At 65.0% G+C, this 25308-nt stretch carries 27 protein-coding genes; 14 read left to right on the top strand and 13 right to left on the bottom strand.

Annotated features, from left to right (window positions below; all coding sequences use genetic code 11):
- Positions 1–61 precede the first annotated feature (61 nt).
- Positions 62–550: a hypothetical protein gene (locus GCN74_RS14870; RefSeq protein WP_152257405.1), complete on the top strand. Its 489-nt coding sequence runs from the start codon at positions 62–64 to the stop codon at positions 548–550.
- Positions 551–616: 66 nt separating this feature from the next.
- Here GCN74_RS14870 and GCN74_RS14865 read toward each other — a convergent pair whose 3' ends face one another.
- The 3 genes from GCN74_RS14865 to GCN74_RS14855 are packed head-to-tail and all read right to left on the bottom strand — an operon-like array spanning position 617 to position 2999.
- Positions 617–1072, bottom strand: a complete 456-nt coding sequence (locus GCN74_RS14865) for a hypothetical protein (RefSeq protein ID WP_152257404.1) — start codon at positions 1070–1072, stop codon at positions 617–619.
- Entirely contained in the window at positions 1069–2040 is a 972-nt protein-coding gene (locus GCN74_RS14860) for a D-2-hydroxyacid dehydrogenase (protein ID WP_152257403.1), read from the bottom strand. The genes GCN74_RS14865 and GCN74_RS14860 overlap by 4 nt, the downstream gene beginning before the upstream one ends.
- On the bottom strand, positions 2037–2999 hold the full coding sequence (locus GCN74_RS14855; protein WP_152257402.1) for a LysR family transcriptional regulator: 963 nt from the start codon (positions 2997–2999) through the stop codon (positions 2037–2039). Before GCN74_RS14855 ends, GCN74_RS14860 begins: the two co-directional genes overlap by 4 nt.
- A gap of 147 nt (positions 3000–3146) precedes the next feature.
- On the opposite strand from GCN74_RS14855, the gene GCN74_RS14850 reads away from it, so the two are divergent.
- The 6 genes from GCN74_RS14850 (at position 3147) to GCN74_RS14825 (ending at position 11181) form a co-directional block, all read left to right on the top strand.
- A complete protein-coding gene (locus tag GCN74_RS14850) occupies positions 3147–3359 on the top strand; it encodes a hypothetical protein (RefSeq protein ID WP_152257401.1) in 213 nt (70 codons plus the stop codon).
- Entirely contained in the window at positions 3356–4216 is an 861-nt protein-coding gene (locus GCN74_RS14845) for an alpha/beta hydrolase (RefSeq protein WP_152257400.1), read from the top strand. Before GCN74_RS14850 ends, GCN74_RS14845 begins: the two co-directional genes overlap by 4 nt.
- A 282-nt stretch (positions 4217–4498) precedes the next feature.
- Complete coding sequence (locus GCN74_RS14840; protein WP_152257399.1) at positions 4499–5743, top strand: efflux RND transporter periplasmic adaptor subunit; 1245 nt, start codon at positions 4499–4501, stop codon at positions 5741–5743.
- A 2-nt stretch (positions 5744–5745) separates the two neighbouring features.
- The gene (locus GCN74_RS14835; RefSeq protein WP_152257398.1) at positions 5746–8946 is read left to right on the top strand and encodes an efflux RND transporter permease subunit; all 3201 of its coding nucleotides are present in this window, start codon (positions 5746–5748) and stop codon (positions 8944–8946) included.
- Positions 8947–8996: 50 nt separating this feature from the next.
- Positions 8997–10439 carry an efflux transporter outer membrane subunit gene (locus GCN74_RS14830; protein WP_152257461.1) on the top strand — a complete coding sequence of 481 codons (1443 nt, stop codon included), beginning with the start codon at positions 8997–8999 and terminating at the stop codon, positions 10437–10439.
- A gap of 175 nt (positions 10440–10614) precedes the next feature.
- Positions 10615–11181, top strand: a complete 567-nt coding sequence (locus GCN74_RS14825) for a fasciclin domain-containing protein (RefSeq protein ID WP_193317092.1) — start codon at positions 10615–10617, stop codon at positions 11179–11181.
- Positions 11182–11260: 79 nt separating this feature from the next.
- On the opposite strand, the gene GCN74_RS14820 is transcribed toward GCN74_RS14825, so the two are convergent.
- From GCN74_RS14820 to GCN74_RS14780, 9 genes are all read right to left on the bottom strand, one after another.
- Positions 11261–11527: a hypothetical protein gene (locus tag GCN74_RS14820; RefSeq protein ID WP_152257397.1), complete on the bottom strand. Its 267-nt coding sequence runs from the start codon at positions 11525–11527 to the stop codon at positions 11261–11263.
- A 43-nt stretch (positions 11528–11570) separates the two neighbouring features.
- On the bottom strand, positions 11571–11915 hold the full coding sequence (locus tag GCN74_RS14815) for a hypothetical protein (protein ID WP_152257396.1): 345 nt from the start codon (positions 11913–11915) through the stop codon (positions 11571–11573).
- A gap of 115 nt (positions 11916–12030) precedes the next feature.
- Positions 12031–13050, bottom strand: a complete 1020-nt coding sequence (locus GCN74_RS14810) for a serine hydrolase domain-containing protein (protein ID WP_152257395.1) — start codon at positions 13048–13050, stop codon at positions 12031–12033.
- A 228-nt stretch (positions 13051–13278) separates the two neighbouring features.
- On the bottom strand, positions 13279–13620 hold the full coding sequence (locus GCN74_RS14805; RefSeq protein ID WP_152257394.1) for a hypothetical protein: 342 nt from the start codon (positions 13618–13620) through the stop codon (positions 13279–13281).
- A 39-nt stretch (positions 13621–13659) separates the two neighbouring features.
- Positions 13660–13992, bottom strand: coding sequence for a hypothetical protein (locus GCN74_RS14800; RefSeq protein WP_152257393.1), 333 nt, complete (start codon positions 13990–13992; stop codon positions 13660–13662).
- 223 nt (positions 13993–14215) lie between these two features.
- Complete coding sequence (locus GCN74_RS14795) at positions 14216–14527, bottom strand: hypothetical protein (protein WP_077406305.1); 312 nt, start codon at positions 14525–14527, stop codon at positions 14216–14218.
- 395 nt (positions 14528–14922) lie between these two features.
- A complete protein-coding gene (locus GCN74_RS14790; RefSeq protein WP_193317091.1) occupies positions 14923–17229 on the bottom strand; it encodes a PAS domain S-box protein in 2307 nt (768 codons plus the stop codon).
- An 84-nt stretch (positions 17230–17313) separates the two neighbouring features.
- The gene (locus tag GCN74_RS14785; RefSeq protein ID WP_152257392.1) at positions 17314–17541 is read right to left on the bottom strand and encodes a hypothetical protein; all 228 of its coding nucleotides are present in this window, start codon (positions 17539–17541) and stop codon (positions 17314–17316) included.
- Between the two features lie 57 nt (positions 17542–17598).
- Complete coding sequence (locus GCN74_RS14780; RefSeq protein WP_152257391.1) at positions 17599–18588, bottom strand: SDR family oxidoreductase; 990 nt, start codon at positions 18586–18588, stop codon at positions 17599–17601.
- 126 nt (positions 18589–18714) lie between these two features.
- Between GCN74_RS14780 and GCN74_RS14775 the strand changes: the two genes are divergently transcribed.
- From GCN74_RS14775 to GCN74_RS28755, 6 genes are all read left to right on the top strand, one after another.
- A complete protein-coding gene (locus GCN74_RS14775; RefSeq protein WP_152257390.1) occupies positions 18715–19284 on the top strand; it encodes a TetR/AcrR family transcriptional regulator in 570 nt (189 codons plus the stop codon).
- A 78-nt stretch (positions 19285–19362) separates the two neighbouring features.
- Complete coding sequence (locus GCN74_RS14770) at positions 19363–21003, top strand: SulP family inorganic anion transporter (RefSeq protein WP_152257389.1); 1641 nt, start codon at positions 19363–19365, stop codon at positions 21001–21003.
- Positions 21000–21389 carry an Imm1 family immunity protein gene (locus tag GCN74_RS14765; protein ID WP_152257388.1) on the top strand — a complete coding sequence of 130 codons (390 nt, stop codon included), beginning with the start codon at positions 21000–21002 and terminating at the stop codon, positions 21387–21389. Before GCN74_RS14770 ends, GCN74_RS14765 begins: the two co-directional genes overlap by 4 nt.
- A 1-nt stretch (position 21390) precedes the next feature.
- Complete coding sequence (locus tag GCN74_RS14760) at positions 21391–21663, top strand: hypothetical protein (RefSeq protein ID WP_152257387.1); 273 nt, start codon at positions 21391–21393, stop codon at positions 21661–21663.
- The gene (locus GCN74_RS14755) at positions 21653–22030 is read left to right on the top strand and encodes a DUF2750 domain-containing protein (RefSeq protein ID WP_152257386.1); all 378 of its coding nucleotides are present in this window, start codon (positions 21653–21655) and stop codon (positions 22028–22030) included. The genes GCN74_RS14760 and GCN74_RS14755 overlap by 11 nt, the downstream gene beginning before the upstream one ends.
- Entirely contained in the window at positions 22023–22196 is a 174-nt protein-coding gene (locus GCN74_RS28755) for a hypothetical protein (RefSeq protein ID WP_193317090.1), read from the top strand. Before GCN74_RS14755 ends, GCN74_RS28755 begins: the two co-directional genes overlap by 8 nt.
- 4 nt (positions 22197–22200) lie before the next feature.
- Here GCN74_RS28755 and GCN74_RS14750 read toward each other — a convergent pair whose 3' ends face one another.
- Positions 22201–22680, bottom strand: a complete 480-nt coding sequence (locus tag GCN74_RS14750; protein WP_152257385.1) for a GNAT family N-acetyltransferase — start codon at positions 22678–22680, stop codon at positions 22201–22203.
- Between the two features lie 203 nt (positions 22681–22883).
- Between GCN74_RS14750 and GCN74_RS14745 the strand changes: the two genes are divergently transcribed.
- Positions 22884–25308, top strand: a 2425-nt coding sequence (locus GCN74_RS14745) for a PAS domain-containing hybrid sensor histidine kinase/response regulator (RefSeq protein WP_152257384.1), incomplete at its 3' end; no start/stop codon positions are given.

Genomic DNA, 25308 nt, shown 5'->3' with positions numbered 1-25308 from the left:
AGGATGGCGGCCATCGCCGCAGGTATTGCGGCAAATCAAGGAAAAGGGTAGCGTTGTGGCAATGTCAGAAGCAGGTATCGCGGCCATGGCCGAGGCGATCTTTGCCAAGCCCGGCGTGGCCGTGGCGCAAGCCTATTCGGAGCCGGAACGGGAAACGCTGTACTTCCGGTCGCCTGCGGAGCTGTGTGCGTTTGCGGCCAGGCTGGAGCGGGAAGGCGACAGCTGCGTGCTGCTGGCCGTCCACTATCCTGACATGGCCGGGCCGTTCGCTCCGCGCCGTATCGCGCTCGATCCTGCCAAGTGCGCTGGCCGCACGTATCGTTATGTCTGCGAAGGCTGGGGCGTCATCCGCGTGTATCTGCGCCTGTCCGGCGGCAAGGGCCTGGCGTCGAACGTGGGCGCCAATTCGCAAAAACGCGCGGAAAAATGGCAGTCCCATTATCCGGAATTCGGCTCGCCCGATGCCTGGGACTGGGATGCCGTGGGCCGCCATGAACGCCGGCTGGTCCGCGTGCTGAAGAAGGTCGCCGCCCAGGAGGGCTTGTCATGACGGAAGCGATGCAGGTCAGCCCCGCCGCAATCTTTTGCCGTCCGCTGGCGGGGCTGGCCGTGGCCGCTACAGCCCCGCATCCTTCCAGGCAGACAGCCCCAGCCGCTTCAACAGCCGGCCCGACAGTCCGCAGCTCCAGCAGCTCATCTGGATTTGCCGGTGCCGTGCCGGGTCTGCATGCCAGGCTTGCTCGGCGTAGGCGAGCAGGGCGTCGCTGAGGGCAGATTTGTCGGCGACGGGCGGCAGGCGCGACATCAATTCAAGCACGCCGTGGTTGGACTCCCTGATCTGCAGCAAACCGGCCAGCAGGGCGCGCAGCACGGCGCCGTCGATGCCGGTGCTCGCCTGCGTGTAGCGTTGCTGCCAGTTCAGGCTGCGCTGCGGCCACAGGGCCAGCAGCGGCGGCACGTCGGCCGGCTGCAGTTCCCCGATCAGCTCGTCCGCTTCGAGGAACAGGTCGAGGCGGTCGTATTCGTCGCCGTCCAGGCCCAGCAGTGCATCGAGCTCGTTCAAGACGCTCATGCCACCACGTTCGTGGGCGCGCCCCGTTCAAATGCTTCCACGTTGGCGATCAGGATGTCGGCCAGCTTCTGCATGGCTTCGCCGCTGGCCCAGGCCGTATGGGGCGTGAGGAGGAAGTTGGGCAGGCGCAAATTTAAAAGCGGGTTGTCGGGCGGCGGCGGTTCCTTGGACAGCACGTCGAAGCCGGCGCCGGCGATGACGCCGCGTGTCAGGGCGTCGGCCAGCGCCGCCTCGTCGACGAGGCCGCCCCGCGCCGTGTTGATCAATAGCGACGTGGGCTGCATGCGCGCCAGTTCCTGTGCCCCGATGATGTTGCGCGTCTTGTCCGTCAGCGGCAGGTGCAGGCTCAGCACGTCGGACGTGGCCAGCAAAGCGTCGAAGCCCACTTCCTGCACGCCATCCTCATTGATGGGCGAACGGTTGTGCACGATCACCTGCATGCCGAAGGCGCGTCCCAGCTGGGCCACGGACTTGCCCAGCGCGCCATAACCGAGCAAGCCCAGGCGGCTGCCCGCCAGATCGCGGATGGGGTGGCCGAACAGGCAGAAGCGGTCGGACGCTTGCCACAGTCCCGCTTCCACGTCGGCGCGGTAGGCAACGAGCTGGCGGCGCAGGGCCAGCATCAGGGCCAGCGTATGTTCGGGCACGGTGGCGCGCGCGTAGTCGCGGATATTCGCCACCACGATGCCCCGCTCGCGGCAGGCGGCCAGGTCGAGGATATCCGTGCCCGTGGCGGCCACGGCGATCATTTGCAGGTCCGGCAATTGCGCCAGCTCGGCTGCGCGCAGCGGCACCTTGTTCGTGATGGCGATGGTGGCGCCCTGCAGGCGTTGCACCGTCTGTGCGCTGCCCCGGGTGTGCGCATGCTCTTCCCAGCGGTGCGCGAAGGCGGGCGGGCGCACGGTGGCGATCAGGCTGTCGCGGTCGAGGAAGACGATGCGGTGGGACGATGTGCTTGCTGCGGTCATGGCTGGGCCTCGGTCTGGGTGGCGCGCGCGCCGGGAAGGCTGCTCTTGCCTTTCAGTTGCGTGGCCGGGTGGTTGGTAAACATGTCGGCAACCCATTCGACAAACACGCGCACCTTGGCGGACAGGTGGCGGTTGGGCGGATAGATCACGTGGATGGGCAGCGGGTCGGATTCCCAATCGCCCAGCAATTCCACCATTTTGCCCTGTTCCATCAGCGGCGCAAGCATGAAATGCGTCATCTGCACGATGCCCAGGCCCGCCAGGCCGGCGGCCGCGTAGGCGTTCGAGTCGTTCAGGGCGATATGGCTGGGCATGGACATCTGGATGCGTTCGCCGGCGCGCGTGAAATCCCAGTCGAAGGTCTTGCCCGTCTTGGCGGAGAAGAAATTCACGCCCCGGTGCTGCGCCAGGTCGTTCGGGTGCAGCGGCGTGCCGTACCGCGCCAGGTAGCCGGGCGCGGCGCAGGTGATGAAATGCAGCACGCCGACGCGGCGCGCGATCAGGTTCAGGTCGCCCAGCTCGCCGCCGCGCACGGCGCAATCGACGCCTTCCTCGATCAGGTCGACGGGGCGGTCGCTGCAGCCCAGTTCCAGCGAGATGTCGGGGTAGCGGGCGAAGAAGTCGGGCAGGGCGGGGATGATCAGTTCGCTGGCCAGGGCCGTGGGCGCGTCCACGCGCAGCCGCCCGCTGGGGCTCAGGCGCGTGCGCGACAGCGATTCCTCCGCCTCGCGCACGTCCGACAGGATGCGCACGCAGCGTTCGTAATAGGCGGCGCCGTCGGAGGTGATGCTGACGTGGCGCGTGGTGCGGTTGAGCAACTTAACCGACAGGCTCGTTTCCAGCGACTGGATCAGGGTCGAGACGGTGGCTTTCGGCAACTGCATGTTTTCCGCCGCCCGCGTAAAGCCGCCCGCATCGACGACTTGGATGAAAACTTCCATGGCTTGCAGCTTGTTCACTTGATTCCTTATCACTTTTTGCGCGATTATTCAGAATTCTGAACAATCAATTCGCCATTGCACTCTTTATCAGATTGTAGATCAAGTCTATAGTTGTTGTACTGCAGCATAAAATGATTGCCGCAGGAAGTTCACAGGAGAAAAATCATGGGTCATCGGAATGGAAACTTTGCAGTACCCGCACTGGTTGCGGTTGCGCTTGCTCTGGCCGCGATGGTTTCGACGGATGCATATTCACTGGCGGCGCAAAGCGAAGCCAGCGGTTATAGCGCCCTGACCCATGAAGTGGGCGGCACCGCCCTGTTGTGCCTGAACGACACCATGCTCGATGCTGCGGTGCAGCCCGTGGTGGCGCAATGAGCGTTGCCGACACTGCGGTCGAAGTGGCGCCTGAGCAGTCGCTGACGATACGCGACATCCAGGTGCAGGGCGCGCAGGATGCGCTGGGCGCGCGCCTCTACACGGCCGGCGTGGCGGGCGCCAAGCAGCCGAACCTGATGGTCTTCTTCCATGGCGGCGGCTTTGTCGACGGCGACCTGGACGATGCGGACGACTTCCTGCGCTGCCTCGTGCTGAGCAACCCCGACCACGTGGTGCTGGCCGCGAACTACACGCTGGCCAAGGTGCGGCCATTCCCCGCCGCCGTGGAAGACGCGCATGCCGTGCTGCTGTGGGCAAAGAAGAACAAGTCCAAGCTGGGCTGGACGGGCAAGCAGATGGTGGTCTCGGGCATCGAGGCGGGCGCCAACCTGGCCGCCGTATGCGCGATGATGTCGCGCGACCGGGGCGGACCGCCCCTCGCGGGCCAGGTGCTGATCATGCCGATGCTCGATCCCGGCCTGTCGACGTGCTCGATGCGCACCTTGCCGACATGCCCTGACCTGGCGGAAGTGGCCGACCAGTGCGCCGCCGCCTACCGCGGCTACCTGCCGAATGCCGCAGACCGTACCCATCCGTACGCGTCGCCATTGCAGTCGAGCCGCCTGAAGAACCTGCCGCCAGCCTTGATCTTGTCCAGCGAAGACGATCCATTGCGCGACGAGGCTGAACAATACGGCAGTAAATTGATCGCCTGCGGCATCAAGACCACCGTGCGGCGCATGGCCGCCGCGCCGCTGCAAGACGCCACCGCCCGCAATGAGTGCGCGTGCAAGGTGCAAGTATTGAGCGAAATTAGCAGTTTCGTCGCCGGACTGGGGCAGGAGCCCGAGTCATGACGCCGCCATCCGCGGCACCGCAAAAAAACTTACACTAATCAGTTTACTTTTTGAGTTTTGGTTTCTACACTACGCAGTGTAGTTCCCTTCCTGCCTGAGTTGTGCGTTCGCACAGCCAGCTTCGTCGTCCCCGTCCGCTTTTAAGCAGCTGGCGGCCTGTTTACCTTTGATCGAGCGCCGTCGGGCGCCATGGCAACACCATTCACTGCAGTTTCCACTTTTAAGCTGGGTTGCTTCCTGCCGCCCATACCATTAGAAATTTTCATAAAACAGGGAAATAAAATGAAAAACGTTCAACAATTTTCCACTCTGCTGAAGCCCCTGGCTGCCTCGCTGGCGCTGGCAGGACTGGTGGCAGTGAGCCTGGCCGGCTGCGATTCGGCCAACAGCAAGGTGCCCGACGCGCCAGCGGCCGGCGGCCCGCCCATCTCGGCCGCCGCCGTGGTGGAAAAACAGATCACGGAAACGCAGGAATTCTCGGGCCGCCTGGAGGCGATCGAGCGCGTGGAAATCCGCTCCCGTGTCGGCGGCTTCATCACGGCCGTCAACTTCAAGCCGGGCAGCGAAGTCAAAAAAGGCGACGTGCTGTTCGTCATCGATCCGCGTCCATTCCAGGCCGAAGTGTCGCGCGCCGAAGGCACGGCCGCCTCGGCCCGCGCCAAGGCGGAACTGGCCAAGCTGGAACTGTCGCGCGCCGAAAAGCTGCTGGCCGAAAAAGCCATCGCCCAGCGCGAATTCGATGAAAAGGCCTCGGGCCTGAAAGAGCTGGACGCCAACGCCCGCTCGGCGCAAGCGGCGTATGAAGCGGCCAGGCTGAACCTGTCGTACACGCAGGTGCAGGCGCCGATCAGCGGCCGCGTCAGCAAGGCGGAAATCACCGTCGGCAACCTGATCGACGCTTCCGCCATCCTCACCTCCGTGGTGTCGACGGACCGCATCTACGCCAGCTTCGACGGCGATGAAGATACGTATCTGCGCGTGGCCGGCACGGCGCAAAAGGGCACGCCCGTCACCGTCAAGGTGGGCCTGGCCAACGAAACGGGCTTCCCGCATGAAGGCAAGCTGGAATTCGTCGACAACCAGCTCGATCCGGCCACGGGCAGCGTGCGCATGCGCGCCACCTTCGCCAATGCCGAGCGCCAGCTGGTGCCGGGCCTGTTCGCGCGCATCCAGCTCGACGGCGGCAACGGCCCGCAGGCGCAAAGCACGGCGCTGCTGATCTCCGACCGCGCCGTCGGCACGGACCAGAGCCGCAAATACGTGTACGTGGTGGGCGCCGACAACAAGGCCGAATACCGCGCCGTCAAGCTGGGCCCGAATTCGGACGGCTTGCGCGTGGTGCGCGAAGGCCTCAAGGCCGGCGAGAAGATCGTCGTCAACGGCTTGCAGCGCGTGCGTCCCGGCGCGCCCGTGACGCCGCAGATGGTGGCCATGGACTTCGACCCGACCGCACCTGTCGCCCCGGCGAAACCTGAAGCAAAAGACGCCAAGATCGCCGCGAAAGCAGCATCGACTTCCAAGGAATAAACATGAATTTTTCCCGCTTTTTCATCGACAAGCCGATTTTCGCGGCGGTGCTGTCGATTGTCATATTCGTGGCCGGGCTGCTGTCGATTTTCGGCCTGCCCATCTCCGAATATCCCGACGTCGTGCCGCCATCCGTGGTGGTGCGCGCGCAATACCCGGGCGCCAACCCGAAAGTGATCGCCGAAACCGTGGCCGCGCCGCTCGAAGAGCAGATCAACGGCGTCGAGAACATGCTCTACATGTCCTCGCAAAACACGTCCGATGGCGCGATGATGCTGACCGTGACCTTCAAGATCGGCACCAACGTCGAGCAGGCCGAGACGCAGGTGCAGAACCGCGTGCAGCGCGCCTTGCCGCGCCTGCCCGAGGAAGTGCGCCAGATCGGCGTGACGACCGTCAAGTCCTCGCCCAACCTGACCATGGTGGTGCACCTGGTCTCGCCGAACAAGCGCTATGACGACATGTACCTGCGTAATTACGCGGTGCTGAACGTCAAGGACCAACTGGCGCGCCTGCCCGGCATGGGCGACATCCAGATCTTCGGCGCCGGCGACTATGCCATGCGCATCTGGCTGGACCCGCAGAAAGTGGCGGCGCGCGGCATGACGGCCAATGACGTCGTCGACGCCATCCGCGAGCAGAACGTGCAGGTGGCTGCCGGTGTGATCGGCGCTTCGCCGGCGAAGAACTCGGACTTCCAGCTGACCGTCAACACCCAGGGCCGTCTGCAGACGCCCGAGGAATTCGGCGCCATCATCGTGCGCACGAATGCCGACGGCGCCGTCACGCACCTGAAGGACGTGGCGCGCGTGGAAATGGGCGCCAACAGCTACTCGCTGCGTTCGCTGCTGAACAATAATCCGGCCGTCGGCATGGGTATTTTCGAAGCCCCGAATGCCAACGCGCTGCAATTGTCGTCCGACGTGCGCGCCAAGATGGATGAACTGAAAAAAGACTTCCCGCAAGGCGTGGAATACCGCATCGAGTACGACCCCACGCAGTTCGTGCGCTCGTCCATCGAAGCGGTGATCCATACCTTGCTGGAGGCCATCGCCCTGGTGGTGCTGGTGGTGATCATCTTCCTGCAAACCTGGCGCGCATCGATCATTCCGCTGCTGGCCGTTCCCGTGTCGATTGTCGGTACCTTTGCCGTGATGCTGGGCTTTGGCTTCTCGATCAACACCCTGTCGCTGTTCGGCCTCGTGCTGGCCATCGGTATCGTCGTCGATGACGCCATCGTGGTGGTGGAAAACGTCGAGCGCAACATCGAGGAAGGCTTGTCGCCGCGCGACGCCACCATCCAGGCCATGAAAGAGGTCAGCGGTCCTATCATCGCCATCGCCCTGGTGCTGTGCGCCGTGTTCGTGCCGATCGCCTTCGTGCCGGGCTTGTCCGGCGAGTTCTACCGCCAGTTCGCGCTGACGATCGCCATTTCGACGGTGATCTCCGCTTTCAGCTCGCTGACCCTGGCGCCAGCCCTGTCGGCCGCGCTGCTGAAACCGCACGATGCGCCGAAAGACGCGCTGACGCGCGGCATGGACATGGTCTTCGGCCGCTTCTTCGCCTGGTTCAACCGCTTCTTCGGCCGCGCTTCGCACCGTTATGAAGCGGGCGTGAAGGGCGTGTTGGGCCGCAAGAGCGCGTCGCTGGGCGTGTATGCGCTGCTGGTCGTTGCCGCCATCTTCACCTTCAAGTCCGTGCCGGCCGGCTTCGTGCCGGCGCAGGACAAGCAATACCTGGTGGGCTTTGCGCAATTGCCCGACGCCGCTTCGCTGGACCGCACGGAAGATGTCGTGCGCCGCATGTCCGACGTCATCAAGTCGGTGCCTGGCGTCGAATCGACGATCGCCTTCCCCGGCCTGTCGATCAACGACTTCACCAATGCGCCGAACGCCGGCATCGTGTTCGCCACCCTGAAACCGTTCGACGAACGCACCACCAAGGAGCTGTCCGGCGGCGCCATCGCGGCCGAGATCAACAAGCGCCTGGGCGGCATCCAGGACGCCTTCATCATGGTCTTCCCGCCGCCGCCCGTCAACGGCCTCGGTACCATCGGCGGCTTCAAGATGATGATCGAAGACCGCGGCAACCTCGGTTACGACGCGCTGTACAACGCCACCCAGGCGCTGGCCGCCAAGGCATACCAGACGCCGGAGCTGGCGGGCGTGTTCTCGGGCTACCAGATCAACGTGCCGCAGCTGTTTGCCGACGTCGACCGCGTGAAGGCCAAGCAGATGGGGGTGCAGCTGCAAACGATCTACCAGACCTTGCAGATCAACCTCGGTTCGCTGTACGTGAATGACTTCAACCAGTTTGGCCGCACCTACCAGGTGCGCGTGCAGGCCGATGCGGCGTTCCGTTCGCATGCGCAGGATATCGCGCAGCTGAAGGTACGCAACGACAAGGGCGAAATGATCCCGCTGTCGTCGCTGATGCGCGTCAAGGACAGCTATGGCCCGGACCGCGTGCAGCGCTACAACGCCTACGCCGCAGCCGACTTTAATGGCGGCGCCGCACCTGGCGTCTCGAGCGGCCAGGCGCAGGTCGCGCTGGAGCGCATCGCCAAGGAAGTGCTGCCGCAGGGCATTTCGTATGAATGGACGGAGCTGACCTACCAGGACATCTTGTCCGGCAATACGATGATCTATGTGTTCCCGCTGTGCGTGCTGCTGGTGTTCCTGGTGCTGGCCGCCCAGTACGAAAGCTGGACCCTGCCGCTGGCCGTGATCCTGATCGTGCCGATGTCCATCCTGTGCGCCTTGCTGGGCGTCAAATTGACCGGTGGCGACAACAACGTGTTTACCCAGATCGCGCTGTTCGTGCTGGTGGGGCTGGCGTCGAAGAATGCGATCCTGATCGTGGAATTTGCCCGCGAACTGGAAGAGCATGGCCGCACCGTCGTGCAAGCGGCGCTGGAAGCCTGCCGTCTGCGTCTGCGTCCGATTCTGATGACGTCGATCGCCTTCATCATGGGCGTGGTGCCCCTGGTGTTCTCGCACGGCGCCGGTTCGGAAATGCGCCATGCGATGGGCGTGGCGGTGTTCGCCGGCATGCTGGGCGTGACCTTCTTCGGCCTGTTCCTGACGCCCGTGTTCTATGTATTGCTGCGCACCCTGGCGCAGCGTTTTGAGAAAAAACCAGCCGATGCCGCCGCCAAGCCTGCCGCCGCGCCAGCATTGAACCTGGAAGGAGATATATATTGAAAACCAACGCAACTAAGCGGGTCGCCGTGCTGCGCACGGCCTTGACCGCGATGGCCGCCGCCGTACTGCTGGCCGCCTGCGCGGCGCCCGAATTCAAGCAGCCGCAGATCGAAACGCCGGTGGCGTTCAAGGAAGCGCAAACGCCTGCCGTGCAGACGGCGGCGGACGGTACGCGCTGGAAGCAGGGCGTGCCGGCCGAGCGCCAGGCGCGCGGCGAGTGGTGGCTGGCCTTCAATGACCCGGCCCTCACCAGCCTGATCAGCGAAGCCACGCAGGCGAATGCCAACCTGGCCGTGGCCGCCGCCCGCGTCAAGCAGGCGAGGGCCATTGCCGGCATCGCCGAAGCGGACCGCATCCCGCAAGTGGGCGTGAACGTGGGCGGCCAGCGCAACCGCGCCTCGGCCGTGTCGCTGGGCTTGCCGAACGGCGCGCCGGTGGCGGCCACGAATGTCTACCAGGCCAACCTGACGGCCAGCTACGAAGTCGACCTGTTCGGCCGCGTGGCATCGAACGTCAGCGCCTCGCGCAGCGATGCGCTGGCCGTGGAAGCGACCTACCGCTCGGTGCTGCTGTCCCTGCAGGCCGACGTGGCGCAAACCTACTTCCAGCTGCGCGCCACGGATGCCGAACTGGCGACCCTGGAGCAGACGGTGCGCCTGCGCGAGGAAAGCGTGCATGTGAACCAGCGCCGCTATGACCTGGGCGACATCGGCGAATTCGATCTGTCCCGTGCCCGCACGGAACTGTCGACGACGCGCGCCGAAGCCATCGGCCTGCAGCGCCAGCGCGCCACCAGCGAGCATGCGCTGGCCGTCCTCTTGGGTAAACCGGCCGCCAGCTTCACGGCGACCGTCAACCCGCTGCTGGACAGCGGCTTCCTGCCCGTGATCCCGGCCGGCATGCCGTCGTCGCTGCTGGAGCGCCGTCCCGACATCGCGTCGGCGCAGCGCACCATGGAGGCGTCGAATGCCCGCATCGGCGTGGCGAAATCGGCCATGTTCCCCGCGCTGGCCCTGAATGCGTCCGGCGGGGGCGCGTCCGACACCTTCTCGGACATCTTCAAGTGGAGCAGCCGCTCCTGGCTGCTGGGCGCCCTGATGTCGATGCCGATCATCGACGGCGGCCGCAACAAGGCGGCCGTGAGCCGCAGCGAAGCGCAGCTGGAAGAATCGGTGGCGACGTATCGCCAGAGCGTGCTGGTGGCCTTCGCCGAGGTGGAAGACAACCTGGCCGGCCTGCGCATCCTGTCTGGCCAGACGCAGCAGATCGACGAAGCCGTCATCTCGGCGCGCCGTTCGGCCGACCTGGCGCAAAAGCTGTACGACGCGGGCCGTTCCAGCTACCTGGACCTGCTCGACGCGCAGCGCAACCTGGCGTCCATCGAGCGCAATGCCGTGCAGCTGCGCGGCAACCGCGCCGTCACCACCGTGGCGCTGATCCGCGCCCTGGGCGGCGGCTGGGGCGAGACGGAGCCGCAGGTGGCGGCCAACTGATTTCCGGCACCGCGGGCTGGCATGTCCGGCCCGCGGCAAGGAAAACATCGTTAAAACGGCGTCGTGCGCTTGCACGGCGCCGTTTTTTTGTTTTCAGCGAATTGAATCCGTTTGCGGCAAGGCCGCGTAAATACTCCTGCAATCATGCAGACGCAGTCATCCAGGAGATACCATCATGCGCACCTTTATTCCCGCAGCACTGTTTGTCACCGCCTTTACTTCCCTGCTGGCCGCCAGCGCCCCGTTTGCCGCCGACATGACGACCATGGTGGGCGGCCAGAGCATGTATCCCAGCAAGGACATCGTCGACAACGCCGTCAATTCGGCCGACCACACGACCCTGGTCGCTGCCGTCAAGGCTGCCGGCCTGGTCGATACCCTGAAAGGCAAGGGCCCGTTCACCGTGTTCGCGCCGACGAATGCGGCGTTCGGCAAACTGCCGGCCGGCACCGTCGACACCCTGGTCAAGCCGGAAAACAAGGCGACCCTGACGAAAATCCTCACCTACCACGTGGTGCCCGGCAAGTACGACTTCAAGGCGCTGGCCCGGGAAATCAAGATGCACGACGGCAAAGCCACCTTGCCCACGGCCAGCGGCGGCAAGCTGATGTTCGCCATGAACGGCATGCACAACATCGTCGTGATGGATGAGAGCGGCAACAGTGCCAACGTCAGCACCTATGACGTGTATCAATCGAATGGCGTGATCAATGTCATCGATACGGTCCTGATGCCGAAATAAGCGGACGAAAGAAAGTACGAAATAGCGGACGAAAAAAAAGACAGGGAAGACCCTGTCTTTTTTGCCTGCATGGCGCCGATTATTTGGCTGGCGCTGCTGCTGGTGCGGAAGCTGCCGCTGCGGCCGGAGCTGCTGGCGTTGCCGGTGCTGCTTTCTTCGCCTTGTGGTGCTTGGCTTTCTTGTGCGCTGCCGGTTTGACGGCGGCTGGCGCTTCAGCCTTGGCTGCTGGTGCAACGGCGGCGGCAGAAGCTGCCGGAGCGGCCGGTGCTGCAGGCGCGGCTGGCGTCTGGGCGAAAGCGGCGGTGGCGAACAGGCTGGCGATCAGGGTAGCGATAACTTTTTTCATGATGAATTCCTAGGTATGGTGAGGTCGGTAAAGTGTGCGGGAATTACTTGGCTGCTGCCGCTTCGGCGCTGGCCGATGCCAGTTTCGCATCTGCCTTGGCCTTGGTTTTTTTCGCCGTGTGGTGGGCCTTGGCCTTGGTCGCGGCAGCGTCGGTTTTGGCGCTGGCTACTTCCGTTTTCGCGGCGACGACTGCCTTGGCTTCCTTGGCGTCCGCTTTGACGACGGCTTGCGCTTCCTTGGCATCCGCTTTCACGACGGCCTTGGTGTGGGCCGCTTCCACTTTGGCAGGAACCGAGGCTGCCGGAGCTGCCGGCGTTTGAGCAAAGGCAGCGGTGGCGAACAGGCCGGCGATCAGGGTAGCGCTCAGGTTGAAAATGCGTTTTTTCATGGTGCAGTCCTCAGTGGTGGTTTGTCTGGTATGTCTGTTGGTGCCGGGATGATTCCCGTGTCACTGAGCATAAAACGCGGCCCCGGGCGCTTGCGTTGACGGTCATTACAAACGCTTACATCTGCGCTGCATCCACGGCCAAAATGGCTTTCAGGATGTCTTCCGAACGGCGCTGCCCGTAACCCTTGCCGTAGGCGCTGGAAGCCACGCTCACCACCATGCGGCGCGCGGGGATGACATAGATCTTGTTGCCGCCATTGCCCGAGGCGAAATACACGGCAATCTTCCGGCCGCCGACGTCCTGCGTCTTCGCATACCAGAAATAGCCGTAGCTGTCCGCGTAGCGGTCCGCGGCGCCGATGGCCACGCGCGGCGCCAGCGCGGCCTTGATCCATGCCGCATCGATCACGGGCCGGCCGTCAACCTTGCCGTCGTCGAGCACCAGCTGGCCAATTCTTGCCGTGTCGCGCGCGCGCAGCGACAGATTGCCCTGGCCTTTCGGGTGGTTTGCCACGTCGCGGCCCCAGCTCCAGCGCGTGATGCCCAGCGGCGCGAACAATACCTTGGCGGCGTAGGCTTCCAGGTCGGCGCCGCTGGCGTTTTCCACCACGCGCCCGGCGATGTAGGACCCCAGCGAGTTGTAGCGGTAGACGCTGCCCGGCGCCGCGGCCGCCGGCACGCCGCGCACGAAGGCGGCGGGGTCGGACGCTTCATCGAGCTTGTCTTCGTTGCCCGGCGAGTGTTCGTCTTCGTCGAAGGCGGCCAGGCCCGAACGCATGGTCAGCAAGTCGTCGAGCACCACCTTGCCCGCGGGGCTGCCCGCCACGTCGGGCCAGTAGCCGCCCACCGTTCCTGTTGTCGCCAGTTGGCCGCGCGCCACGGCCGCGCCCACCAGCAGCGCGGTGATGCTCTTGCCGGCCGAGCGGATGTCGTGCAGGGTATCGGCCGTCTCGCCGTTGTAATAGCGTTCGGCGACGATGGCGCCGTCGCGCAGCACGACGACGGCGCGCAGGTCGCCATGGCTGTCGCGGTCCTGGGCTTGCAGCACTTGCGCCAGGGTGGCGGGGGCCTCTTGCGCGCTGGCGGCGCAGGGCAGGGACAGGGTGGCAAGCAGCAGCAAGGACAGGTGGCGCATGGACAGCTTTCGTGGCGATGGCGGGAGTGCCAGTGTCGCCCATGTGCGCCGCTTTGTCGCGTGCAAGCTGGCCTGTTCGATGAAGTTCGCATGAAGGCGCGGCGAAACAGGCGATCTTTGGCGCCCCGGCATGCAAAAAGGACAGCCGAAGCTGTCCTTTGTACTGCAGGCGAAGGTAGCCACGCAAGCGCGGACCCGGCGGACGCGCTGCCGTGGCCGGGTTCGCGCTTACTTCGCTGGCGCGGCCGCTTCTGCCGGAGCGGTTTCCGCCGCTTTTGCCGCATCCGCTTTTACCTTGGCCTTGCCTGCCTTGTGATGGGCCTTGGCCTTGGCGGCTTTGGCGTCGGCCTTGGCGCTGGCGACGTCGGCTTTCGCGTCGGCGGCGGCAACCGCTTCTTTCGCATCGGCTTTCACGACAGCCTTGGTTTCCTTGGCTTCTGCCTTGGCGACGGCTTTCGTGTGGACTGCTTCCGCCTTGGCGGGAACCGACGCTGCCGGGGCGGCAGGGGTTTGGGCGAAGGCTGCGGTAGCGAACAGGCCGGCGATGAGGGTGGCGATAACTTTTTTCATTTTATTTTCCTGGCGAGTGGTAAGCGATTGTGTGGGGGATTACTTGGCTGCTGCTGGAGCGGCTTCTGCGGTGGCCGAAGCCAGTTTCGCATCTGCCTTGGCCTTGGTTTTCTTGGCTGCGTGGTGTGCCTTGGCCTTGGTGGCCGCCGCTTCCGTTTTTGCGCTGGCGACTTCCGTTTTCGCGGCGACGACGGCTTTCGCTTCTTTCGCGTCCGCTTTCACGGCCGTTTGCGCTTCCTTGGCGTCGGCTTTCACGACGGCCTTGGTGTGGGCTGCTTCCACTTTGGCGGGCGCTGCCGGAGCTGCGGGCGTTTGAGCGAAGGCAGCGGTAGCGAACAGGCCGGCGATCAGGGTAGCGATAACTTTTTTCATGGTGCAGTCCTCAGTGGTGGTTTGTCTGGTATGTCTGTCGGTGCCGGGATGATTCCCGTGTCACTGAGCATAAAACGCGTCCCAGGATGAGTTCGTTGACCTTGTTTACACTTTCTTACAATCAGGTGTTTTATCGGCTGTTGCTGCGAGATGCGGGCATGAAAATGCAAAAAGACAGCCGAAGCTGTCTTTTTGTGTGGCGCAAAAAAATGCGCGGAACTGATTATTTGGCTGCTGCTGCGGTCGCTTCAGTTTTGGCTTCGTCAGCCTTGGCCTTGGCTTTTTTCGCTTTGTGATGGGCTTTGGCCTTGGTGGCGGCTGCGTCAGCCTTGGCGCTGGCGACATCGGCCTTGGCATCGGCAGCGACGGCGGCTTCTTTGGCATCGGCTTTGACGACGGCTTTGGTTTCCTTGGCTTCCGCTTTAGCCACTTCCTTGGTGTGCTTGGCTTCGGCCTTGGCAGGCACGGCTGGCGTTTGAGCAAAGGCTGCGGTAGCGAACAAGCCGGCGATCAGAGTAGCGATTACTTTTTTCATGGTGCAGTTCCTCGAGAAGTGGGTTGTAGTTCAGGAGATGCATTTCCCCTGTCACTGAGCCAAAAACGCGCCACGCGCCAATACCGTTGACAGGTAATTACAAATACTTACACTTGTCGCGTAAGCGCCTTGCGTGACCAACGCGCGCGGCGTGCTCTGTTAGCTGGCGCACGGCGCCACGGCCCGCGGCGGCCTGGACTCGAGGCTATCGTCACCGCATGGGTTCGCCATGAAAGCTGCCTTGCAAGCCTTTCAAGCCAGGCCGGGCTTGCACGTGGTCGTGCCGATCCGCCCCAGGCACGGGTGGGAGGCGGTCAAGGCGTTTTCGCAAAATATCCCATGGGCGGGCTCGGCGCGCAGCGCCAGGGGAATTGGGGGCATGAAGAAACCGGGATTCACGGCGCCCGCTTGACGGGCAGGGTGGCGCGCGCCAGCTGCAGCGCTTCCTCGATGGCTGCGGTGAGCTGGGCAATCTCGACGGGTTTGGTCAGGTAGCGGAAAAACCCCGCGGCCAGGCCATGCCGGATGTCGCCCTTCATGGCGTTGGCCGTCAGCGCGATGATGGGGATGTGCGCCGTGCGCGTATCGTTGCGCAGGATGCGCTGCGCCTGGTTGCCATTCATGCCGGGCAGGTTGATATCCATCAAGATGACATCGGGATGGCGTTCCAGCGCCAGCGCGATGCCCTGGCGCGCGTCCGTGGCCGAGATCATGCGCAGGTGGGGCAGGAAGCTGACGATGTCTTCCACCAGCTGCAGGCTGGCCGGGTTGTCTTCCACATACAGCAGCAGCGCCTGGCCTTGGGCGGCGTCGCCGGCACCGGCGGCAGGCCCGGACAGCTCTTCCTGCTGCAGGCTGGCGGGCGGCACGGCCATGGTGTCCACTTCGATCCAGAACACGCTGCCCACGCCAAGGCAGCTGTGCACGCCCATGCAGCCGCCCATCAATTCGACCAGGCGCTTGGTGACGACCAGGCCGATGCCCGTGCCTTCTTCGCTGCCCGCCTCCTGCCCCAGGCGGTTAAATGGCTGGAACAGTTCCGTCATCTGCGTGGCGTCCAGGCCCTTGCCCGTGTCGCGGATGGCGATGCGCACGCGTTGCGCATCGGGCTGCGAGACTTCCAGCTCCACCTTGCCGGCCGGGCGGTTGTATTTGATGGCATTCGACAGCAGGTTCAGCAGCACTTGCTTGAGGCGCGTATGGTCGGCCCTGACCGTCAGCGGCGCGCAGGCCGGAACGACCAGCAGGATCTGGCGCTGCAGCGCCTGTTCTTCCACCATCACGCGCACTTCCTCGATCAGCGGGGGCAGGGCCACCGCTTCCATCGACAGGCTCAGGCTGCCTGATTCGATCTTTGCCAGGTCGAGGATTTCATTGATCAGGGTGAGCAGATGGCGGCCCGAAGTGACGATGTTTTGCACGAACGCCCGTTTTTGCAGCGAGGTGGCGGGCAGGGCTTCGTTGGCCAGCAGCTGGGCAAAGCCGAGAATGGCGTTCAGCGGCGTGCGCAGCTCGTGCGACATACTGGTGAGAAAGCGGTCCTTGGCCAGGCTGGCCCGCTCCAGTTCGATTTTCTGTTCGTTGAGCGTGTGCTCGATGTGCTTGCGTTCCGTGATGTCGCGGATGGCCGCTGAAACGAGCACGCCTTCGTCCGTGTCCAGCGGCGACAGGCTGATTTCCACGGGAAATTCGCTGCCGTCGCGGCGCAAGCCGTATAGTTCCAGGCCCGCGCCCATGGAGCGGGCGCGCGGCGCCGCGGAAAAAGCCTGGCGGTGGCGCGGATGCTCTTGCGCGTAGCGGGCGGGGATCAGCACTTCCACATTGCGCCCCAGCAACTCCGCGCGCGAGTAGCCGAACAGCCGTTCCGTCTGCGAATTGACGAGCACGACCTCGCCGTCGCCATTCACGATGACGATGGCATCGGGCGCCGATTCGAGCAGGCCGCGGAACTTCTGCTCGGCCCGGCGCCGGTCGCTGACGTCGCGGATGGCGCTGATGACGAAGGTGCCGATTTCCGTCTGGATGGGCGAGAGGCTGATTTCGACGGGGAACTCGATATTGTCCTTGCGCAAGCCGAGCAATTCCAGGTCGGCGCCCATGGTGCGCGTGCGGGGCTGGTCGAAATAGCGCGCGCGGTGCGCCACATGCGCGTGGCGCAGGCGCTGCGGCAGCAGGCTATCGATTTGCCTGCCGCTCAATTCGCCTTCCCCGTAGCCGAACAGGCGCTGCGCCTGCTGGTTGGCCAGCACGATGGCGCCCGTGGCATTGACCATGATGACGCTGTCCGGCGTCGATTCGAACAGCACGCGGTAGCGCACGTCGACGAACTGGGCGTCGCGCGCCGCTTTCAGCAAGGTCGTATCTTTCATGGTGGAAATCAGGTAGCGGGGGCCGTCCGCCCCCGTCTGCGCCAGCTGGCAGGCCACGTCGACATAGATGAGTTCACCATCCTTGCGCCGCCGCAGCGATTCGCGGTCGTAGCTGCCGTGCAAGGCCAGCTGCTCGTCGATCAGCGGAGCCGCCTCGGCCTGACCCGGCAGCGAGATCAGTTCCCACAGCGTGCGGCCCAGCGCCTCGTCGCCGGTATAGCCGAAGATGCGCTGCGCCCCGGCCGTCCAGCGCACGACGGCGTGGTCTTCGCTCGTGACGACCACGCCGCCAGGGGCGCCGCTGAGGATAAGCTGATCTAACTCGGCATCCATTTCGTTCCCGCACGCATGACTGGGCTTGCCGGGCGGCAGGCTGTGTGCATAAGCTAGCGAGAAGATTGATCAAAGTCAACTTCTTTAGTTTCTTGCAGGCCCGGCAGGCAGGCTACAGGCCGCCTTGCGCGAGACGGCCCTGGCCGCCCGCTTGCGCGCCGGCGGGGCAGGCGCCTTCTTGCCCAGGCATTGCAGCAGCAGGGCGCCCAGGTCGATCGCATTGCTGCCGCGCGCTTCTTCCGGCGCCGGCGCGGGCGGCGTGATGGTCTTGGCCTGCCTGGCCTTGATTTTCCTCTTGAGCAGCGCCAGCACGTCTTCACGGCAGCTGTGGGGGTATTGCTCGGGTTGCTACAGTGCGCGCGCCATCGCCTATTCCCCCACTTTGCCGGCGACGGGCAGCACGATGCCCGTGATGTAGCTGGAACAGGCGGGCGAGGCCAGGAAGACGTAGGCGGGCGACAATTCCTCGGGCTGGGCCGGGCGGTGCATGTCCGTGTCCGCGCCGAAATGCTGGATTGCTTCCTGCGGTTTGTCGGCCCGCTTGAGGGGCGTCCAGACGGGGCCCGGCGCAATGGCGTTGACGCGGATGCCCTTGTCCAGCAGGTTGCCGGCCAGCGCCATGGTGAAGGCATGGATGGCGCCCTTGGTGGTGGAATAGTCGAGCAAGTGTTTCGACCCTTGCAAGCCCGTCACGGAGCCCGTGTTGATGATGGAGGCGCCGCGCTGCAAATGGGGCAGCACGGCCTTGGCCATGTGAAAGTAGCCGTAGACATTGGTTTTCATGGCGAGGTCGAAGCGTTCCTCGCTCAGGTCCAGCAAGGACTCCGCATGTTGCTGGAAGGCGGCGTTGTTCACCAGCACGTCGATATGGCTGAACTTTTCCATCACCTGGCTGACGGCTTGCTGGCAAAAGCCCTGTTCGCGCACGTCGCCGGGGATCAGCAGGCAGCTTTGGCCTTCCGCTTCCACGTAGCGCTTCGTTTCGTTGGCGTCCGCATGTTCGTTCAGGTAAATGATGGCCACGTCCGCCCCTTCGCGCGCGTACAGCACGGCCACGGAGCGGCCGATGCCCGAATCGCCGCCCGTGATGACGGCCACCATGCCGGCCAGCTTGCCGCTGCCGCAGTAGGCGGGGGCCAGGAAGCGGGGTTTCAGCTGCATCTGCGCTTCGATGCCGGGCTGGGCCAGGTGCCGGGCGGGCAGGGGCGGCGCCGGCTGGCTGCGGCTGCCCGTCAGCACGGGCTGCCTGCTGTCCCGTTTGTCCGGCTTGGCGGCATCGCGCCGCTTGTCTTCCTGATCCTGCTCCTGCTGCAGGCTGCGCTGCAGGTTGCCGGCGAACTGGTCCTTGTTTTCGTTCATGCTGGCCTCCGTATCAACGAAGATCCAGTATCGGCGCGGCAAAAGCATCCAACGGTGCGCTTGCTAACAGAGTGGCGCAAACAGGCGTAAAGTTATATGATGATTGACATTATTGTGGGAGGCAGCATGAAGGTGAGCAGAGAGCAGGCGGCGCTGAACCGCGAGCGCATCGTCGAAGTGGCGGCACGGTTGTTCCGCGAAAAGGGCTACGACGGCATCGGCGTGGCCGACCTGATGAAGAATGCGGGCCTCACGCATGGGGGCTTTTATGGCCATTTTGCGTCGAAGGAAGACCTGATGGTCGAGGCATGCCAGCATGCGCTGGAGAAATCGCTGGACGGCTGGCGCGCGAAGATCGCCAGTCACCCGCAGCGGGCGCTGCCCGCCATTGTCGACAGTTATCTGACGGCCCGGCACCGCGACGCGCCCGGCACGGGCTGCCCGGCGGCGGCCATGGGCGTCGACGTGGCGCGCATGTCGCCCGGCGCGCGTCCCGCCTTTGCGCAGGCGACGCGGCAGCAGTTTGCGCTGCTGGAAGGCTTGATGCCGGACGGTAAGCCAGAAGAGCAGCGCCAGCAGGCCATCACTACCTTTGCCGCCATGGTGGGCGCCATGGTGCTGGCCCGCGCCGTCGATGACGGGGCGCTGTCGCAGGAAATCCTCGATGCCGTGAAGGCGCAATTGCTGCAAGACTGATCGCTGCGGCCACAGTACCCCCTGTCAGCCGGCCTCGTCGCATGATAGGCTTCGGTTTTCAGATTTTGGGATTTCATCATGCTGCTTTGGCTCAGGCAATACCGGCGTCCTCTGTTGGCCGGGGACATCACTGCCGGTATCGTTGTCGCCATGATGATGGTGCCGCAAGGCATGGCCTATGCGCTGGTGGCCGGCTTGCCGCCCGTGGTGGGCATCTACGCCAGCATCCTGCCGCCCGTGCTGTACGCCTTGTTCGGCAGCAGCATGACGCAATCGGTGGGCCCCATGGCCATCGTGTCGCTGATGACGGCCGCGGCGCTGGCGCCGCTGGCCGATCCCGGCTCTTCGCTGTACATCGTGCTGGCCGCCCAGCTGGCCTTCATCAGCGGCCTGGTCCTGCTGCTGTGCGGCGTGCTGCGCCTGGGCTTCATGGCCAGTTTCCTGTCGCGTCCCGTGATCAGCGGTTTCAGCAATGGCGCCGCCATCCTGATCATCTGGGGCCAGATCACGCCCTTGCTGGGCGCAAGCCTTCCCCACTGGCATCTGCCCAGCCTCGTGCTGGGGCTGTCCAGCCTGCTGTTCCTGTGGCTGGCCAAGCGCTATCTGGCGCGCCTGCTGCAGCGCTGCGGCTTGAACAAGGTGGCGGCCGACGTGGGCGCGCGCCTGGCGCCCATGGCGCTGGTGCTGGCCGGTATCGCGCTGGTCGCCTGTTGCGGCCTGGAAGCCATGGGGGTGCAGACGACGGGCCACGTGCCCAGCGGCTTGCCGGGCCTGAACCTGGCTACCTCCGGCGCCCATTGGCGTACCCTGCTGTCGCCGGCGCTGCTGATCGCCTTCATCATCTTTCTGATGAGCATGTCCGCCGCCCAGACCCTGGCGCAGAAGCGCGGCGAAAAACTGCACACCAACCGCGAACTGCTGGGCCTGGGCGCGGCCAACGTGGCCAGCGCGCTGTCGGGCGGCTTTCCCGTCACGGGCTCGATTTCGCGTTCGGCCGTCAATTTCCAGGCGGGCGCCAACACGCCGCTGGCCAGCATCATCACGGCCGGCCTGCTGGCGCTGGCGCTGGTGGCGCCCACGGGCTGGCTGGCCCTGCTGCCCCTGCCCGTGCTGGCGGCGACCATCATCTTTGCCGTGGCCAGCCTGCTGGACTGGGACACCTTGAAACTGTCGTGGCGCTACGACCGCAGCGATGCGCTGGCCCTGCTGGCGACGACGGCCGGCGTGCTGGTGCTGGGCGTGGAAGCGGGCGTGGTGATCGGCGTGCTGCTGTCGATGGGCACCCTGATCTGGCGCGCCAGCCGTCCGCACATCGCCGTGCTGGGACGTATCCCGAATAGCGAGCACTTCCGCAACGTGGAGCGCTATGAAGCGCAGACCCTGCCGGACGTCTTGCTGCTGCGCATAGATGCGGGCCTGTTCTTCGGCAATGTCGAGGCGGTGACGGAACGCGTGGAAGAAGAGTTGCGCGCCCATCCGACGGCGCGCCACCTGGTGCTGGTGCTGTCGGCCGTCAACCAGATCGACAGCACGGCCCTGCTGGGCTTGATCGAGCTCAATGGCGCGCTGGGCAAGCGCGGCATCAGCCTGAACCTGGCCGAAGTGAAGGGCCCCGTGATGGACCGCCTGCGCCAGAGCAGTTTATTGAAGGACCTGAGCGGCAAGCTGTACCTGAGCACGGCGCTGGCGACAAACGATTTGAGCGGGAGCAAAGCATGAGCATGGAATTGAATCTGCACGGCGAAGCGCGCGCGCTTGACAGCATCGTTGCGCTGGAACAAGCGCTGCAGGAGGCGCGCGCGCTGGCCCAGTGCGAGCTGTGGCTGACGCAGGCCACAGATGCGGAGCAGGGGCCGGCCCTGTGCATGCTGCGCAACGGCGGCAATGCCTGGCTGATGTATCTGTCGGGACAGGACGATCTCAGTTACCACTCGCTGGGCGATGAGGAGGCGGAGGGCGCCTGCAGCTACCTGCTGGCGAATGGCCAGGTGGATGCGTATCCGGAAGCGTGGTGCGTGGACGTGAACTTGTGCGAGCGCGCGATTGTCGCGTTTTTCAGGACGGGCGGCGCGCAGCCGGCCGTCATCGCCTGGGAAGCCGATTGACATGCCGCACACCATCATCGCCGATATCGACAAGGACTTGTTCGCTGCGCTGGACGCCAGGGCAGGTTTATTGACGCTGCGCGCCATCCTGCTGCGCTACCAGGCCAGCGGCGTGACGGACGCGCAAGTGGCCGCTTGGCTGCAGGAACTGCGCGCCGCCACGCCGGATGAGGCGCTGGAAGACGCGATACTGGACGCCCTCGACATGGTGACGGGCTGGAGCGGTCCGGAATTACGGGTGTGGGACGGGGCAGGGGACAAGCATGCATCCTGAAAAGTTCAAGCAGGTGGCGGCGCTGCCGACCGCCGAACGCCATGCCTACTTCGTGCGCAAGGCGGCCGATACGCAAGAAGTGTGGGGCTTGCACCATGACGGCTGGGCCACGGCGCAGCTTGACGGCAAGGTGGCGATACCGTTCTGGCCGGAAGCGGCGTTTGCACAGGCGTGCGCCAGCGGCGACTGGGAACATTTCCAACCGCGCGCCATCGCGCTCGACGATTTTCTGGCCAAGTGGCTGCCCGGCATGGCGGAGAATCACCAGCTGGCGTTCGTCTTTCCCGTGCCGCAAGGCAGCGCCAGCGTCGCGGCGCCTGGCGATTTGCTGGCGGACTTGCAGCAGGAGGCAGAACAGTATGAATAATCAGGAAGAACGCCTGGACGCCTGGTACGACGGCTCGGCCATCTGCCTGATCGCCGTCGGTGCGCAAGGCAACCCGCTGGACCTGGGCGACGACGAAGTGCGCGCCCTGATTGCGAAGCTGCAGCAATGCCCGGCCGAGTCCGAAGCGGGCGCGGTGCCCGACTGAAGGTTCAGGCGGGCGTCAGCGCTTTTTCCATCGCCACGCTGGCCAGGCTGATGCCGCTGGGATGCGCATATGCTTCCTCGCGCAAGGCCGTAAAACCGGCCGCCGCGTAAAACGGCACGGCATTGAGCGAGGCGGACAGGTGCAGGCGGGCAATGCCGCGTCCACGCGCCAATTGCTCCAGCGCCGCCAGCAAGCGCTTGCCGATACCGAGGCCCGCGCGCGCGGGATCGACAAACACGGCATCGACTTCGTGTGTATTGACGTCCAGCATGGCATAGCCGGCGATGGCCGCGTCCTGCATCGCCACGATGCCGCCACCGGCAGCCAGCATGGCGGCATAGCCGTCCGGCACGGGCGAGGCCGTCCACGCGGCAATCTGCTCCGGCGCATAGTGCGTGGCGCAACTGACGCGCACAGCCACCGTGCGCAGCGCCCACAGGGCGGCTACGTCAAAGGGCAGGGCGGGGCGCAGGGTGATGGTCATGGAGGCTTTCCGGGCAAAAGGATCATGCTAGCGCACGATGCGGTGGCTGGCCAGTACAGCGCCGTCATATGACAAAAGATTGCCCGAAGGAATAGACTTGCCCCTGCAGTTGACGTTATCATGTTTTTGTAAGTGTCGGTGGCTGATCCGTCGGCGCATAGTTGAAACATGGTGACAGGCGAGAGTGAGCATGGGCATGGCGAATGATGCGTGATGTGTCGGGCGGCTTGCGGCCTGGCGGCGGGATGGGCAGGGCGGTGCGCCGCTGCGGCCGCGCCTTGCTGCTGGCGTTCTGTGTCGCCGCGCCGCCTGTGGCCTTGCCGGCCGCGGCACCGCCGCAGCACGGCCAGCGCGTGCTGTTCCTCAATGCTTACGATTATGGCCGCGCCGGCGTGGAATCGTACACCCGCACCTATGTGGCCGCCATGGTGGCCGCGGGCCTGGCCAGCGAAGACATCATGGTCGAGCACCTGAACCTCAATACCCAGGGCGACCCGGCGCTGCGCAATGAGATGCGCGATTTGTTGCTTTTAAGATACACCCAGATGATGGGGCGCAAGGCCGACCTGATCATCGCCATGCAGCAGCCGGCGCTCGATTTCCTGTTGTCGGACCTGGCGCCGCTGGCGCGCGGCGTGCCTGTGCTGGCGATTAACACCTCGGGCAAGGCCTTGCCGGCCGGCAGTCCGCTGGCCATCTGGCAGCAAAAGGCGAATGTGGATTTTCCCGGCACCCTGGCGCAGGCCATGGCGCTGTTCCCGGAGACCAAGACCATCGTCATGGCCGTCGGCGCCAGCGAAGCCGACCAGGCCCTGAAGCGCAGCATGCAGCAGGCGGCGCAGGCGTGGCAGGGCAAGGTGGCCATGCGCTACCTCGACGACCTGAGCCTGGAACAGATGCGCGCGGCGGTGGCGCACCTGCCCGCCGACACGCTGCTGGTGGCGGGCAATGTCAACCGCGACGTGGACGGCGCCATCGCCACGCCCGTGCAGTTTTCCGCGCAACTGGCGCAGCTGGCCAACGTCCCCACCTTCGGCATGTATAACGCGACGGTCGGCAAGGGCATCCTGGGCGGCTCCATCCTGCACATCGAACGGGCCGCGCAGCAGGTGGCGCAGATGTCGCTGGCCGTGCTGGCGGGCAAGGCGCCTGTCGCACGGGGCGCCTTGCTGCCGCCGGCCCGTCCGCTGCCCATGTATGACTGGGAACAGTTGCAACGCTGGGATGCCGATATCAGCCGCCTGCCGCCGCACACCCTGTTCCTCAACCGTCCGCCGCAGCTGTGGCACGAACACCGCGTCGCCGTGCTGCTGGTGGGCGGCGTCTTCATCGTGATGGCCGGCTTGCTGAGCGCCTTGCTGCTGCAGCGGCGGCGCCTGCGCCGCGCCGAGAGCGAGGCGCGCGAGAGCGAGCAGCGTTTTCGCATCCTGGTCGAGCATGCGCCGGAAGCCATCGTCGTGTACGACCTGGACCTGGACCGTTTCATCGACGCCAACAGCAGCGCGCAGCGCATGCTGGGCCTGTCGCGCGAAGCATTGCTGCGCAAGGGACCCTTCGACCTGTACAGCGCGGAGCAGCCCGACGCCTTGCCGCTGGGCCTGATGGTGGAAGAACATTTGCGCCGCGCCATGCTGGGCGAACCCATCCTCGTCGAGCGCAACGTGCGGCGCGCCGACGGCAGCGTCTTTCCCTGCGAGGTGCGGCTGGTCAAGCTGCCCATGGAAGGGCGGCGCCTGGTGCGCAGCGGCATCGTCGACATTTCCGAGCGCAAGCACAGCGAGCAGGAATTGCTGGGCTACCGCGATCACCTGGAAGAGCTGGTGCAGCAGCGCACGGCCGCCCTGTCCGTGGCCGTCACCGAGGCCGAATCGGCGAACCGCGCGAAGAGCGTGTTCCTGGCCAACATGAGCCACGAATTGCGCACGCCCTTGAATTCCGTGATCGGTTTTTCGCAGATGATGGCCGATTCGAGCAGCATGTTCGAGGAAGAAAAGCATAACCTGGCCATCATCAACCGCGCCGGCCACCATTTGCTCACCCTGATCAACGACATCCTGGAACTGTCGAAAATCGAGGCGGGCCGCATGCAGCTGCAAGCGGGGCCCGTGGACTTGAATGGCTTGCTCGACGAGGTGCTGGAAATGGTGCGCATGCGTTCGCGCGACCAGGGCATCGCGCTGCGCCTCGAGCGCTCCGGCGTGCCGCCGCTGGTGCGCCTCGATGGCGCCAAGCTGCGCCAGGTGCTGCTCAATTTGCTGTCGAACGCGCTCAAGTTCATCGAGCAGGGCAGCGTGACCCTGTCGCTGGCCTGCCAGGCGGCAGACGATGGGCAGGCGGCGCTGGCGTTCGCCGTGCGCGATACGGGCAGCGGCATCGCGGAAGAAGACCTGGAGCGCATCTTTGAACCGTTCGTGCAGGCCGACAGCGCCGTGGCGCAGGCCGGCACGGGGCTGGGCCTGACGATTTCGCGCGAATTCGTGCGCCTGATGAGCGGCGAACTGCGCGTCGATTCCACCTTGGGAGAGGGCTCCGTCTTCCGCTTCGACCTGCGCGCGCCGGTGCTGCAGCAGCCGGCCATCGCGGCGCTGGCGCCGGGCCGCGTGGCGCGCGCAGGTCGAAGCGGAAGAC

The organism is Janthinobacterium sp. FT14W (assembly GCF_009208755.1).
GTDB classification, from domain to species: Bacteria; Pseudomonadota; Gammaproteobacteria; order Burkholderiales; family Burkholderiaceae_D; genus Janthinobacterium; species Janthinobacterium violaceinigrum.
This window is presented reverse-complemented; position numbering and strand designations above follow the sequence as displayed.

Coding starts and splice junctions, on each gene's coding strand:
- GCN74_RS14870 (WP_152257405.1), top strand. CDS start 62: ATGTCAGAAGCAGGTATCGCGGCCATGGCCGAGGCGATCTTTGCCAAG.
- GCN74_RS14865 (WP_152257404.1), bottom strand. CDS start 1,072: ATGAGCGTCTTGAACGAGCTCGATGCACTGCTGGGCCTGGACGGCGAC.
- GCN74_RS14860 (WP_152257403.1), bottom strand. CDS start 2,040: ATGACCGCAGCAAGCACATCGTCCCACCGCATCGTCTTCCTCGACCGC.
- GCN74_RS14850 (WP_152257401.1), top strand. CDS start 3,147: ATGGGTCATCGGAATGGAAACTTTGCAGTACCCGCACTGGTTGCGGTT.
- GCN74_RS14845 (WP_152257400.1), top strand. CDS start 3,356: ATGAGCGTTGCCGACACTGCGGTCGAAGTGGCGCCTGAGCAGTCGCTG.
- GCN74_RS14840 (WP_152257399.1), top strand. CDS start 4,499: ATGAAAAACGTTCAACAATTTTCCACTCTGCTGAAGCCCCTGGCTGCC.
- GCN74_RS14835 (WP_152257398.1), top strand. CDS start 5,746: ATGAATTTTTCCCGCTTTTTCATCGACAAGCCGATTTTCGCGGCGGTG.
- GCN74_RS14830 (WP_152257461.1), top strand. CDS start 8,997: ATGGCCGCCGCCGTACTGCTGGCCGCCTGCGCGGCGCCCGAATTCAAG.
- GCN74_RS14825 (WP_193317092.1), top strand. CDS start 10,615: ATGCGCACCTTTATTCCCGCAGCACTGTTTGTCACCGCCTTTACTTCC.
- GCN74_RS14820 (WP_152257397.1), bottom strand. CDS start 11,527: ATGAAAAAAGTTATCGCTACCCTGATCGCCAGCCTGTTCGCCACCGCC.
- GCN74_RS14815 (WP_152257396.1), bottom strand. CDS start 11,915: ATGAAAAAACGCATTTTCAACCTGAGCGCTACCCTGATCGCCGGCCTG.
- GCN74_RS14810 (WP_152257395.1), bottom strand. CDS start 13,050: ATGCGCCACCTGTCCTTGCTGCTGCTTGCCACCCTGTCCCTGCCCTGC.
- GCN74_RS14805 (WP_152257394.1), bottom strand. CDS start 13,620: ATGAAAAAAGTTATCGCCACCCTCATCGCCGGCCTGTTCGCTACCGCA.
- GCN74_RS14800 (WP_152257393.1), bottom strand. CDS start 13,992: ATGAAAAAAGTTATCGCTACCCTGATCGCCGGCCTGTTCGCTACCGCT.
- GCN74_RS14795 (WP_077406305.1), bottom strand. CDS start 14,527: ATGAAAAAAGTAATCGCTACTCTGATCGCCGGCTTGTTCGCTACCGCA.
- GCN74_RS14790 (WP_193317091.1), bottom strand. CDS start 17,229: ATGGATGCCGAGTTAGATCAGCTTATCCTCAGCGGCGCCCCTGGCGGC.
- GCN74_RS14780 (WP_152257391.1), bottom strand. CDS start 18,588: ATGAACGAAAACAAGGACCAGTTCGCCGGCAACCTGCAGCGCAGCCTG.
- GCN74_RS14775 (WP_152257390.1), top strand. CDS start 18,715: ATGAAGGTGAGCAGAGAGCAGGCGGCGCTGAACCGCGAGCGCATCGTC.
- GCN74_RS14770 (WP_152257389.1), top strand. CDS start 19,363: ATGCTGCTTTGGCTCAGGCAATACCGGCGTCCTCTGTTGGCCGGGGAC.
- GCN74_RS14765 (WP_152257388.1), top strand. CDS start 21,000: ATGAGCATGGAATTGAATCTGCACGGCGAAGCGCGCGCGCTTGACAGC.
- GCN74_RS14760 (WP_152257387.1), top strand. CDS start 21,391: ATGCCGCACACCATCATCGCCGATATCGACAAGGACTTGTTCGCTGCG.
- GCN74_RS14755 (WP_152257386.1), top strand. CDS start 21,653: ATGCATCCTGAAAAGTTCAAGCAGGTGGCGGCGCTGCCGACCGCCGAA.
- GCN74_RS28755 (WP_193317090.1), top strand. CDS start 22,023: ATGAATAATCAGGAAGAACGCCTGGACGCCTGGTACGACGGCTCGGCC.
- GCN74_RS14750 (WP_152257385.1), bottom strand. CDS start 22,680: ATGACCATCACCCTGCGCCCCGCCCTGCCCTTTGACGTAGCCGCCCTG.